Annotated in this window: 13 protein-coding genes; 6 read left to right on the forward strand and 7 right to left on the reverse strand. The window is 35.1% G+C overall.

The annotated features are described in order from the left end of the window. Positions 1-269 precede the first annotated feature (269 nt). The 4 genes from AAA915_RS07790 to AAA915_RS07805 all read left to right on the forward strand — a co-directional run bounded on the left by AAA915_RS07790 (position 270) and on the right by AAA915_RS07805 (position 3369). The gene (locus AAA915_RS07790; RefSeq protein WP_338201252.1) at positions 270-1166 is read left to right on the forward strand and encodes an alpha/beta hydrolase; all 897 of its coding nucleotides are present in this window, start codon (positions 270-272) and stop codon (positions 1164-1166) included. A 71-nt stretch (positions 1167-1237) separates the two neighbouring features. Further along, the gene (locus AAA915_RS07795; protein ID WP_338201254.1) at positions 1238-1447 is read left to right on the forward strand and encodes a cupin domain-containing protein; all 210 of its coding nucleotides are present in this window, start codon (positions 1238-1240) and stop codon (positions 1445-1447) included. 12 nt (positions 1448-1459) lie between these two features. Then, entirely contained in the window at positions 1460-2107 is a 648-nt protein-coding gene (locus AAA915_RS07800; protein ID WP_338201256.1) for a helix-turn-helix transcriptional regulator, read from the forward strand. Between the two features lie 83 nt (positions 2108-2190). Beyond that, on the forward strand, positions 2191-3369 hold the full coding sequence (locus AAA915_RS07805; RefSeq protein WP_338201258.1) for an MFS transporter: 1179 nt from the start codon (positions 2191-2193) through the stop codon (positions 3367-3369). A gap of 77 nt (positions 3370-3446) precedes the next feature. On the opposite strand, the gene AAA915_RS07810 is transcribed toward AAA915_RS07805, so the two are convergent. Both AAA915_RS07810 and AAA915_RS07815 read right to left on the reverse strand, forming a co-directional pair. Next, positions 3447-4850 (reverse strand): APC family permease, encoded by a 1404-nt coding sequence (locus AAA915_RS07810; protein WP_338201260.1) that lies wholly within the window; start codon positions 4848-4850, stop codon positions 3447-3449. Positions 4851-4859: 9 nt separating this feature from the next. Continuing rightward, the gene (locus tag AAA915_RS07815; RefSeq protein ID WP_338201262.1) at positions 4860-5588 is read right to left on the reverse strand and encodes a gamma-glutamyl-gamma-aminobutyrate hydrolase family protein; all 729 of its coding nucleotides are present in this window, start codon (positions 5586-5588) and stop codon (positions 4860-4862) included. A gap of 164 nt (positions 5589-5752) precedes the next feature. Here AAA915_RS07815 and AAA915_RS07820 point away from each other — a divergent pair, with 164 nt between their 5' ends. Continuing rightward, positions 5753-6874 carry an SLC13 family permease gene (locus tag AAA915_RS07820; protein ID WP_338201264.1) on the forward strand — a complete coding sequence of 374 codons (1122 nt, stop codon included), beginning with the start codon at positions 5753-5755 and terminating at the stop codon, positions 6872-6874. Here AAA915_RS07820 and AAA915_RS07825 read toward each other — a convergent pair. The 5 genes from AAA915_RS07825 to AAA915_RS07845 all read right to left on the reverse strand — a co-directional run bounded on the left by AAA915_RS07825 (position 6861) and on the right by AAA915_RS07845 (position 11086). Beyond that, complete coding sequence (locus tag AAA915_RS07825; protein ID WP_338201266.1) at positions 6861-8414, reverse strand: ATP-binding cassette domain-containing protein; 1554 nt, start codon at positions 8412-8414, stop codon at positions 6861-6863. The genes AAA915_RS07820 and AAA915_RS07825 overlap by 14 nt on opposite strands. Before the next feature lie 272 nt (positions 8415-8686). Beyond that, the gene (locus AAA915_RS07830) at positions 8687-9130 is read right to left on the reverse strand and encodes an ASCH domain-containing protein (protein WP_174794629.1); all 444 of its coding nucleotides are present in this window, start codon (positions 9128-9130) and stop codon (positions 8687-8689) included. Further along, the gene (locus AAA915_RS07835) at positions 9130-9522 is read right to left on the reverse strand and encodes a cytidine deaminase family protein (RefSeq protein ID WP_338201268.1); all 393 of its coding nucleotides are present in this window, start codon (positions 9520-9522) and stop codon (positions 9130-9132) included. The genes AAA915_RS07830 and AAA915_RS07835 overlap by 1 nt, the downstream gene beginning before the upstream one ends. 45 nt (positions 9523-9567) lie before the next feature. Continuing rightward, complete coding sequence (locus AAA915_RS07840) at positions 9568-10053, reverse strand: GNAT family N-acetyltransferase (RefSeq protein ID WP_338201270.1); 486 nt, start codon at positions 10051-10053, stop codon at positions 9568-9570. Positions 10054-10198: 145 nt separating this feature from the next. Further along, positions 10199-11086, reverse strand: coding sequence for an SDR family oxidoreductase (locus tag AAA915_RS07845; RefSeq protein ID WP_174794626.1), 888 nt, complete (start codon positions 11084-11086; stop codon positions 10199-10201). Positions 11087-11246: 160 nt separating this feature from the next. Between AAA915_RS07845 and AAA915_RS07850 the strand changes: the two genes are divergently transcribed. Next, positions 11247-11612 carry a DUF805 domain-containing protein gene (locus AAA915_RS07850; protein WP_174794625.1) on the forward strand — a complete coding sequence of 122 codons (366 nt, stop codon included), beginning with the start codon at positions 11247-11249 and terminating at the stop codon, positions 11610-11612. The last annotated feature ends 30 nt before the right edge of the window (positions 11613-11642 follow it).

An 11642-nucleotide genomic window follows, 5' to 3' on the forward strand; every position in this document is an offset into this window, starting at 1 on the left:
TACCACTCGTTCTCTCGAACAAGAGGTATTGCCTGATCGTATCAGTTACAAACCGAATATTCAGTTACGGTTATTTTACCTCTTCTCTGTAAGCGGTGTCAACAGCAAAAATATTTTTTAAGCTGATTATAATTAAAATCTGCGCTAATTTTGATGAAACTTTTGTTTTTCCAATCGCCATTTTGAAGTGACTCTATAGCCTTTCTTTTTCATAATAGTGAAGTAAAATATACTTGATAAAGCGATTTCACAAAAAGGAGTGCTGTAAAATGTCAGAACCAGATTATCAAAAATTAGTTCAAGAAATGCGTAGCGAATTTAAAAAAGGTGACGACCAACGTGACGAAGGCTTACCAACACAAATTCCCGAAGTAGAAAGATTTGATAATATAGCTTATGGTAATGATCCCAAGTATCAGATACTTGATGTGTACTTACCACAAAAAAGAACTAATGGAAAACTACCGGTTATCGTCAATATCCACGGTGGCGGCTGGGTATATGGCACTAAGGAAACATACCAGTTCTATTGTTTAGCTCTTGCTAAAGCAGGCTTTGCAGTAGTTAACGCCAATTATCGGTTAGCACCGGATGTTGTATACCCGGGCGAGTTAGATGATATTAATCGGGTATTTCATTGGGTAGCCAAAAAAGAAAATGCCTCTAAATATCAGTTTGACTTAGACAACGTCTTTATAGTTGGAGACAGTGCTGGTGGTCAAATGGGTGAACAAATTTTAGCAGTTTATACCAACAATGAATATCGTAAATATTTCGGCTATTCTGTACCTGACTTAACTATTAAAGCTGCTGCTTTAAACTGTGGAGCTTACTTCTTAACGGAAATTAATTCAATTGCCGGTGCACCCGAAGCTTATTTCAGACCTGAAATTCGCATGGATAAGCATGATGAATTAAATGTAGAACAATTCCTAACACCGGCATTGCCACCCCTGTTTATCATGACTTCTACCGATGATTTTCTACGCGATAATGCCTACATGTTTTCAGGTTATCTCCACGCTAAAAACATTTACCATGAACTTCATTTTTATGGTGATAATGACCATCGCCGGGGACACGTCTTCCACGTTAACCAAAAAGACGATTTAGCCAAGCAGTGTAATGAAGATGAATTAAACTTTTTCCGCAAATATCTCAATTAAATAATATCTACCAAAACTGGTTGAACTAGTATAATTTAGTTCGACCATTTTTAGTAAAGGAGAAACATATCATGGTGCGTGATAAGCATGAATTGGTGCACTTAGATGAACTTCCTGTTTTTATCAAGGTTCATCAATACCCAGGCTCCTCAGAGGTACCTCCCCACTGGCATCAAAGTATTGAGCTGAGTTTTACACTAAGAGGGAAAATTGACCATTTTATTGTTGGCGGGGTAGATCATGAAACACATCCTGGTGAAGTTTTAATAATTAATACCTAAGTTGTTCATAGCGTGCGTAATCTTAACAGTTCTAAAAATGATCTGGCTTTAACCTTGCTTTTTCCTTATTCCCTAGTATTACAAATGTTTCCTGAAATGGATCATTATCAATTTGAAGTGCAGCCTCTTGAAAAATTAAGTTTAGAGCAGGCAGAACAATATCATTATTTACAAACTTTATTGAGTAAAATTATTGCAATAAAATCCGCGCCTGCTAAGCCTCTAAAAAATCTGGACTTAACTATTCTTAGCTATCAGGTTTTAAAAATTCTACTCAAATACTTTTTAAAGCAACGAGATAATAAGGGGCAAATATCACGTAACTTAATTATTACCGGACATTTGCGTCATGCTCTAGATTATATTCAAGATCATTACCAAGAGCCAATTACGCCCCAAGACATTGCAGATAGCTGCCATTTATCACGGCAATATCTGCAACGAATTTTTCATCAAAATATGGGAACTACTATCGGTAAATATCTTAAGAACTTTCGGGCACAAAAGGCGCATCAAGACTTATGTCATACTGCTATGACTCTCACAGCAATAGCAATGAATAATGGCTTTAGTGGTATCCGCTCTTTAAATAGAGCAATGCTTGATTATTATGGCCAAACCAGTATGCAAATCAGAAAAGGTTCCTCAGCGCCAGATTAAAGCTACTGAAAGCGCTATTTTAATTGCAAAAAGAGAGTAATATATTATTAAAACTAGTATTAAATAAAAAAGAGGCAATTAATATGAAAAAATTTAATCCAAAATCTGGATTATTCAAATGTGCTTTATTATCAATATCATTAATGTTAATGATAGCACCACAAATTTCTTCAGTACTGCCGTTAATGTACTCATCATTTCCACAAGTTTCACGGGCTGCTGTAGAAACATTAAGCACTATTCCTAACATTGGAATTGTTGTAGGTCTGATTATAAGTCCTTTTTTGATAAAACTGATCGGTACCAAGCCAACGGTTATTACTGGTTTAGCAATTGCTTTACTGGCAGGCACATACCCAATGTATGCAACAAGTTATACACCGATTTTAATTTCCCGCTTTTTTTTAGGAGCCGGAATTGGCCTCTTTAATTCTTTAGCAGTTAGCCTGCTGTCCAAATTCTACCAGGGAAACGAACTATCAACTATGCTAGGTTTTCAAAACTCAATGGGTAGTGTAGGTGCCGCTGTATTTTCATTTTGTGTTGGTCTCTTAGCCGTTCTGGGTTGGCATGCAACTTTTGCAATCTACTTAGTAGCACTGCCAATCATGTTATTATTCGGCTTTGTAGTGTCATTACCAAATGAGAAAAGTAACGAAACTGGTACTGGAAAGCCAGCAGTTAAAGAGGAAAACAAGATCAACGGCAGCGTCGTAGAAATCTCTCTTATCATGTTCTTCATGTATGTCTTCTTTATGCCAATGACTTTTAAATTGCCACAATTAGCCACTACGCAAAAAATCGCCAATGTCAGTCAAATTGCTTTTGTTTCAAGTGTAGCAACTCTGGTTGGGATACCTGTCGGAATGTGCTATGGCTATTTAAAAAAGAAACTCCAAGATTTAATTTTACCAATAGGTTTGTTGCTGCAAGTCGTCGGTCTGTTGGCTCTTGCCTATGCTTCTAATTTACCAGTATTGGTTATTGCTGTTATTGTCCTAGGCACTGGGTTTGGCCTGTCAGTTCCTTATATTTTTAACTGGCTAGATGAAGTAGCTCCTCAAAATTCGGTTAACTTTGCTACAACGATTACTTTAGTGCTTGTAAATGTTGGCTGCGCCGCTTCACCAACGATTATAGATTGGTTAGGCAGCAATTTAGGTAATGGTTCACCTCGTGCCGATATGACGATGGCTGGAGCTGGTATGATTATTTTATTCTGTTATAGCTTGATACATTATTTTAAAGTAAGAAAACACTAGAAAAATTTGGATTCAAAAAGAGTTGACGTGATTTTTCACGTTCAACTCTTTTTTACGTGGTAATTTATCTTTAGAAACTATTGCTGCTTGCTTCTTTCTTTTCTAGAGAACCAAAACATAAATAGCGGTAAAATTACGAAGCCAAAGATCATCATGAAAATTGCATACCAGTTAACACCAACGACTTTACCATTCTCAATAATACCAAATTGTGCTTGCCAGTTATATTTAACCAGCAAAAAAATCACTAAAACTATTGACAATATTGGTACAAATATATCAGTTATGACATTCTTAGGAGCTGGTAAAATTGGTTGCTTATTTTTACCATAGTAAAAGCAAATCACTGCCAGCGGAACGATGATAAAGCCTAAAAATCTGACCATAGCACTCAATGTAATTAAGTTAGTCATGTTATATTGAAAAGCTAAAGGTACTAAAATTGCTAATGCTTCAGAAATAAAAAATGTTTTAATAGGAAAGTTATTTTTAGTTCTTTCGGTTAAAGTACCTGGCAATTGATGTTCGCGAGCCATTGCTTCCAAAATACGTGGAGCATTAAAACTAGAAGCAACATTTATTCCCAGCATAGAAATAAGCGCACCAACTAAAATTACATCCCGCAATATTTCATTTTTGAAAATAGCACTGACTGCTACCACTTGTTTAGTCGTCATCAGTGCCTTAGGATCTAACACCATCGCTACGGCCACTACCCCAATATAAATTGCAGCAATAACTAAAATTGCTAGCGGGATAGCCTTTGGTAAGTTTTTTTCAGGCTCTTGCATATCTTCTGAACCAGAAGCAACAGATTCAAAACCTGTAAAAGCATAGAACGCCGAAACAACAGCCATTACAAGTCCTGTAGTAGTCAAAGTTGGCACTATTTTATGCCCATTTTGCGTTATTTGATCAACAGATGACAAACTATGTGTGGCTCCAGTTTTAATAAGTAAAACAACACCTGCCACAATAATTAAAATTAATGCAGCTAATTTACCTGCTGTAGCCAAATTCATAACAAGTTTCACAAACTTTTGTCCAAATAAGTTAATTACGGTAACAACTACCATTAATATAATAAAACCAATAGTAACGTTTAAAAATTTATCGGGATTACCACCAAAAATAGAAATAGTTGATTTAATTACACCAACAGCCATTACTCCCCAGGCAACACTGGCAGAAAAGTAACGCAAAATCCCAACGTAAAAACCAACGTTATCACCAAAAGCAGCTTTAGAATAGGCATAAGAAGCACCAGATTTAGTTACATATTTAGCCGCTGCGGAAAAAGAAATGGCTAAGATTGAGGCAAAAATTGCAGCAATGAAGTAGACAATTAAAGCTTTACTCCCTGCCTGACTAACTACACTACCAGGTGTTAAAAAAATACCGGAACCAATAATTGAGTTAATAGCTAAAAGAACAATCGACCAAAAGCCAAGTTTGTCTCCTGCGTTTTTGTTTTGAGTCATATTTACTCCCTACTTGGCATTTTCAACCACAAATTTAAACAAATTATTCATATACTTAGTATTAGGATTGTTGTGTAGCATTTCTGGGTGCCATTGAATCGCCAAAACAGTACCCTGTTTATTTTCAAGCCCTTCCGGTACGCCATCGCTTGCATCCGCAACCTCAAATAAATCTGGCGCTACGTCTTTAATTAATTGGTGGTGAAAAGAATTAACCATACATTCAGTCTTACCCAATGTTTTAGCTAACAAGCTGTTTTCCTTAATTGTTACTTTATGAGTAGGTAAATCAGGTGTATGACCTTGTTCGTGTTTTAAAGTTTGCTCTGAGCGATAACTAATATCCTGGTAGAGACTGCCACCATGTGCTACGTTAATAATTTGTGCCCCGCGGCAAACTCCCAGAACAGGTTTATTAGTTTCTTCAGCAATTTTTAATAAAAGCATATCAAAGTGATCTCTCTGAGGCCAAATGGGACCAATCTTAGGCATTAATTCTTCACCATATAAGTGAGGATCAACATCATGTCCACCGGATAAAATCAATCCTTGAACGTGATCCATTTGGCTTTTAATAACTTCATCATCTTCAGTAAAAGGAATTATAAAGGGAATTCCGCCATTTTTAACTACAGAATCCACATAATCCTCATTAACATAACTACGTCTGTATCCTGGAAACATTCCAGCAGAATCAATCATTTCAGATCCTGCTATGCCAATAACTGGTTTTATCATTTTTCCTCCTTAATTAAACTTATACTATTAGTTATTAACATTATAATAGTTATTAGCAATTTGCGTGTATCTTTTGTTCTTATATATTTCCGCTTAATTTGCTTTGGTAGTAAAATATTTAAGCTAAAAACAAGTCATCAATAAATTTTCAAAAGTGAGTTACCGTGAAAAGTATTAGTAAAAGCATTAAGCAACAAAAAATATTGTGGTTCACACTTATAGTTTTAGCTACAGTCTGTATAGTATGTCATTCATTGCCTAAAATATCTGATGTTAATTGGCAAACAATTTTATCATTATTCAGTTTAATGCTGGTAACTCAGTATCTAATTAATATCAATGCTCTGGCCTATCTTAGCCAAAAAATTATCAGTTTAGCTCACACACACCGCCAAATTACCCAACTATTAGTTTTACTAGCTGGATTTTTGGCAATGTTTTTAACAAATGATGTTGCAATTTTGAGTCTTATACCCTTATTTTTAGTAATTCATAAGCAAGTTCATGGGCCTTTTATTTTGCCCTTAACATTGATAACAATTACAGCAAATCTTGGAAGTGCATTAACCCCTTTCGGTAACCCACAGAATCTCTATATTTATAATCACTACCATTTATCTATTATTAACTTTTTAAAAATTTCTGTTCCATTAGCCATTATTAGTTTTGCCTTAATTTTATTAACTACATTTATAATTCCAGCAAGTTCCTTACCCGTTTTGAAACCTAAAAACTATAATGTTAAGCCAACTGCTTTATTTATCGCATTTACTTCACTCATGGTCACACTTGCGGGTGTCCTACATTTCGTACCGCTAATTTATACTACAATTGTTGTTGTGGCAGTCATTTTATTTACAAACCGCTTTATTTTTACACAAGTTGATTACGGTACTTTAATTACTTTTATCGGCTTTTTCCTGATAGTGGGCATTTTAGGAAGACAAAAATTTATCATTACAATTGTGGCCCAACTTTTAAAACAGAGTTCCTTTATCACCTATTTAACTGGTATATTATTGAGCCAAGTAATTAGCAATGTTCCAGCTACTTTCCTAATTACACGCTTCAGCATAGATATCACAGCAATCTTTCTTGGCGTTAATGTCGGTGGATTAGGGACTCCATTAGCATCATTTGCCAATTTATTAGCTTTAAAGCAAGCCCACGTACATAGCAGGCAAGTATTATTAGGCTTTTTGACAATTAATTTTATTTTTTTAATTGTTTTAGCTACAATAATTTCCCTGCTATTACCCCAATTAATAAAACTTAGTTCTTTTTAGAAATTCTATTTATTTCCCGGGAAATATTTTCAATGTCAGTAAATGAAGCGTTAGGATCAGAAATCAGTTGGTCTAATTTAAATTGTAATAAACTGATTTGATTAGTAGTCTTAGCATTTTCTTCACTGGAGAAATCACTAGGAGTTATTAACTTGTGATTTTTTATTTTCCAAGAAGTAAAGTTTAAGTTTTTTAACAGGTTCTGATCGTGAGAAACTACAATAACAGCAAACGGATAGTTTCTTAAAAATTCTTCTAAAGCATTAATAGATGAAATATCTAAAAAGTTGTCCGGCTCATCAAGTATTAGCAAGTTATGCTCACCTAAAAGCACTTTTGCCAATTTATAACAAATCAGCTGGCCTCCACTCAAAGCACTAACTTGGTTATCCAAAGACCTTTGCAAATGTAAGTCACCTAAAAGTTGCATTGTAGTAGTTTTATTAAAAATGCTGTTTTTATATATTACCTCTTTTACTGTAGCTGTTTCTTCAGTTTCCTGTGCCATATTCTGCTTGAAATAGCCTATTTTTAGCTGTGGATTAAGCCAGACAGCCAGTTTTTTGTGAAATAATTTTGCTAAAAAAACTGATTTTCCAGCACCATTTTTTCCAGTTAACGCTATTTTTTCTTTTCCTTTGATCTTCAGCTCTTTAGTTATTGCAAATAATTGCTTTTTATGAACAGCAACACTTTGAGTCTTGAATCTGACTATGCTGCTTTTCTGTGATAGCTCCAAGTTCTTGTTTTCAGTATTACCCAAAGTAATTGGATGATGAACTTGCGGCTTTTTCAGCGTCGTTTCTGCTTTAGCTATACGCCTTTTCAGTAAAGTACTTTCACGAAAAAGGCTTTTTTCTACACCGCTGCTATCTTTTATTTTCCAATCGGACCAAGAAATACTTTTCTTTTTCTTAGTAGATTTTTTAGCCCTAGTTTCGTACTCCCTTTGATCTTTTTTTAGTCTTTTAATTTCAATTCGTTTTTGATAATACTCAGTATTCCGCCTTTTTTCTTGTGTTCTAAGAAATTGCTGGTATTCGTCATAAGTACCTTTAAATTCATAAACTTGTTGGTTCTTGATCTGCCAGATAACATTGACAAGCTTACTTAAAAAAGCCTGATCATGACTTATTACTAAAAGTGGTTGTTTTAAGCCATTTAAGACTTTAATTAACCATTTCTGTTGCTCAATATCTAAATTAGATGTCGGCTCATCCAAAATTAGCAGAGAATTCTGAGTTTGATTTATCTGAAGTAATGCTCGAACAATATTTGCCTTTTCCTTTTCTCCACCACTTTGCTCACTGTTATTTAAAATTTGGGGTACTAAAATAGTATGACAATTTCGTTTAACTTGCCCTTCTATTCCAAAAATTATAGGCTTTTCAGCAATAATGTTGACTAACGTAGTTTTACCTACACCATTATCACCTATCAAACCAACTATTTGCCGGTCTTGAACATTTAAATGTGGAGCTTGAAATAAAACCTCACCTTGATACTCTACTTTCAGATTCGTTATTTTAATATATTCCATATTAACACCTGCTTTTTGCTAAAGAAAAAGCACTGATAACCAAATTGCCCATAATTTGATTAGCAGTGCACAAAAAGCCAGTGAAACTAAAAAATCACCACAAAGAGACAATACTAATTTCTGATTATCGGCAAAAAAGCATGACAAAAGCTTTGGCTATCAAACTTTTTGCTTACTAATAAAACCAGAAATTAATTCTCCATTTTGGCAATAACCTCTTTCTCTAAATTATTTTAACTATATCATATTCTTTTCATTTTGCAACGTCCCAATTAATCAATCTTTGCAAAAGTTTCACAAACCATTGGCGCTTGAGGATAAAATTTTTGCCCATTAGCTTTAAATTCTTCTTCAAAGAATTGATCATGAACCTTACGCCAATATTGATAACTGCGATCTCCTTCTCCTTCATGATAAGCATGCTCTGCGGAAATTTGATTATACGGAATAATTTCTACAACTTTGTCTTGGACAACACAGACGGGTTTACCTTGACTATCGAGAATTATGTTCCAATCGCCAACTTTAGGCATATCTTCATCACCTGGTACATATTCTGAAGTTGTGGCAGTTTTTATGCCTCTCCTAACTAACTCAGCCAATTCATCTGCATCTTTTTCACTATAACCAAAAGCCCAGGCGTCAACTATAGTGTCAGCAGCTAAATTGTGCTTTAGGCAAAAATCCTGCCAAAATTGTTTTACTTCTTTATTCATTATAGCCACCATTGCGGGGTTAGTTCACCCATTGTAGCGACTTTGGCCTTTTCATAGTCCAGCATAATTTCAACTTGCTGATAATCCTTTTCCATTAACTGAACAATAAATTCGCGACAAGCACCACAAGGAGCACCATTTTTACCATCTGCCATTAATGCTAAAACTCTGCTAATTTTAGTTTCACCATTTGTAATCATATTAAAAAGAGCGCTGCGTTCTGCGCAGACACCTAATCCACAGGCTGTGTCAATACAAACTCCCGTATAAATTTTTCCTGATTCAGCTAGAACAGCAGCAGCGACTCCACCAGCTTCCATATGAGGACCAATGGCAGTGAACCCTTGTACTTTTTTTGCTGCCTCATACATTTTTTGCCATGTTTTATCCATAATTTTCACCTTCAATTCTTTCATATAATATCTATAAAACTAAACTCAAATTTTCTTTGACATAATATTGAATTTATAGATGCCGCCATTTGAATGCACATTTTCTGTACCTGTTTGGACATAACCTGCTTTTTGATAGACTTTAATCGCACGCAAATTAAAGTCAGCAACCGCTAAAATAATCACTTGATAATCATAGTTATTTTTAACGTAATTTTCAATAACTGACATAAATTCGCTGCCCAAACCACGACCAGTTAAATTTGGAGCCAATCCCAATCCAACTTCAACTTGTTCTCTTTTCTCCTTATCTGGATCAAGACAAAAGAAGGCGACTAAATTATCGTTAGTATCCAAAACCTGAAAGTAATTATTTTTACGCAATTTGGGAGAAATTATTTCATCATAATCTTCTTGATCATTTTTCATATCGTAAAAAGCATATTGGCCGTCGTAGTGCCACTCATCTGCAATAATCCTGGCATTTTTTTGCGACAGTATTGCTATTTTTTGAAAAATACTTTTATTCATTTCTTCACCTCTATTATTTGGATATTAAATACTAATTAATTATTTAATATACTGAAGCCCTATCCAAAAAGCAAATTTTGCATAAAAAAATCCGTTTTTACTTACACAGAGGCAAAAACGGAAATTAAATTTAATTTATTATCCTTTAGTTAATAGCTGGTCCACCTGTGGCACCATAAACTTGACCTGTTACATAACTCGCCAAGTTTGAAGCTAAGAAAATATAAACATGAGCTATTTCATCAGGCTGTCCTGCACGTTTCAACAGTACTTCCTGACCAAACTTGGAAAGAGCTGCAGTTGGTTGACCTCCACAAACTTGCAGAGGTGTCCAAACAGGACCAGGTGCAACACTGTTAACCCTAATTCCTTTAGGTGCAAGACTTTGAGCCAAATTAATAGAAAAGCTGACAATTGCTGCTTTGGTAGCTGCATAATCAAGCAATATTGGTGATGGACTGAAGCCTTCCAAAGAAGTCGAGGTCAGAATTACGCTGCCCGGCTTCATGTGTGGTACTGCAGCCTTAGCCATCTCAAACATTGAAATGATATTAACTTCAAAAGTATCGTGAACTTGATCAAGCGATAAGTTCTCAATGCCATCAACATTTTGTTGGATAGCTGCGTTCATTACCAGTAATTCTAAACTGCCCAATTCTTTGACAGTTTTCTCAACAACTTTTGCTGCTTCGCCACGTTTACGGAAATCAGCTGGCAGCAAAACTGCTTTACGTCCAGCCTTTTTAATCAATTCAGCTGTATCTTTAGCATCTGACTCTTCTTCTGGCAAATACTGAATGGCTACATCTGCTCCTTCTTTGGCAAAACCAATCGCTACAGCGCGGCCAATACCGGAATCACCACCTGTGACAAGGGCATTGCGGCCCTTTAACAATCCATGTCCTTCATAGTCGGCCATGTCACCAGCAGGTGCAGGATCCATTTTACTTTGCAGTCCAGGATATTCCTGTGATTGCTTAGGAAAATCATCGTGATGATAGCGTTTTAACGGATCTGATAAATTATTGTCCATTTGTACTTTCTCCCTTCAATAAATTCAAGTTCAAGATACCGCTTTTATAATAATAAAACAAAAATAATGCTTATTAATTCACATAAAGCCTTTATCTTTGCCCATTCTCTTGCAATGCACTATGATGAATTTATTAGGTAAAAGTAGGAGGAAATATTTAATGATTAAATCATATAAAAAGTTCTGGCAGAATATTTTTAATTTTTCTGGCACTGCTAATCGTTCAGAATATTGGTGGCCGGTGATTATTAATTGGATATTAGCTTTTATTTTGATGAATTTAGTTGAGAGCATATTAGGTCACTCAATTAATGATATTTATAATTGGGGCGATTGGAGCATCAAGACGAGCTCTCTCATCATATCCTTTGTTGTCTGGATTGCAATGTTATCTTTGCGCTTTCGCCGTTTACATGACAGTAATCATTCTGCTTGGTGGATTTTAATCATGATAGTCCCAATCATTGGCGACATTTGGTTCATCATTCTAATGTTATTACCATCCAAAGCAAATAATTACGATTAAAAAGTATTTCCGTTTCAATAAAAACTTAGC

The organism is Lactobacillus rizhaonensis (assembly GCF_036246345.1).
GTDB lineage: Bacteria > Bacillota > Bacilli > Lactobacillales > Lactobacillaceae > Lactobacillus > Lactobacillus rizhaonensis.

Coding starts and splice junctions, on each gene's coding strand:
- AAA915_RS07845 (WP_174794626.1), bottom strand. CDS start 11,086: ATGGACAATAATTTATCAGATCCGTTAAAACGCTATCATCACGATGAT.
- AAA915_RS07815 (WP_338201262.1), bottom strand. CDS start 5,588: ATGATAAAACCAGTTATTGGCATAGCAGGATCTGAAATGATTGATTCT.
- AAA915_RS07825 (WP_338201266.1), bottom strand. CDS start 8,414: ATGGAATATATTAAAATAACGAATCTGAAAGTAGAGTATCAAGGTGAG.
- AAA915_RS07810 (WP_338201260.1), bottom strand. CDS start 4,850: ATGACTCAAAACAAAAACGCAGGAGACAAACTTGGCTTTTGGTCGATT.
- AAA915_RS07805 (WP_338201258.1), top strand. CDS start 2,191: ATGAAAAAATTTAATCCAAAATCTGGATTATTCAAATGTGCTTTATTA.
- AAA915_RS07795 (WP_338201254.1), top strand. CDS start 1,238: ATGGTGCGTGATAAGCATGAATTGGTGCACTTAGATGAACTTCCTGTT.
- AAA915_RS07790 (WP_338201252.1), top strand. CDS start 270: ATGTCAGAACCAGATTATCAAAAATTAGTTCAAGAAATGCGTAGCGAA.
- AAA915_RS07835 (WP_338201268.1), bottom strand. CDS start 9,522: ATGGATAAAACATGGCAAAAAATGTATGAGGCAGCAAAAAAAGTACAA.
- AAA915_RS07840 (WP_338201270.1), bottom strand. CDS start 10,053: ATGAATAAAAGTATTTTTCAAAAAATAGCAATACTGTCGCAAAAAAAT.
- AAA915_RS07830 (WP_174794629.1), bottom strand. CDS start 9,130: ATGAATAAAGAAGTAAAACAATTTTGGCAGGATTTTTGCCTAAAGCAC.
- AAA915_RS07850 (WP_174794625.1), top strand. CDS start 11,247: ATGATTAAATCATATAAAAAGTTCTGGCAGAATATTTTTAATTTTTCT.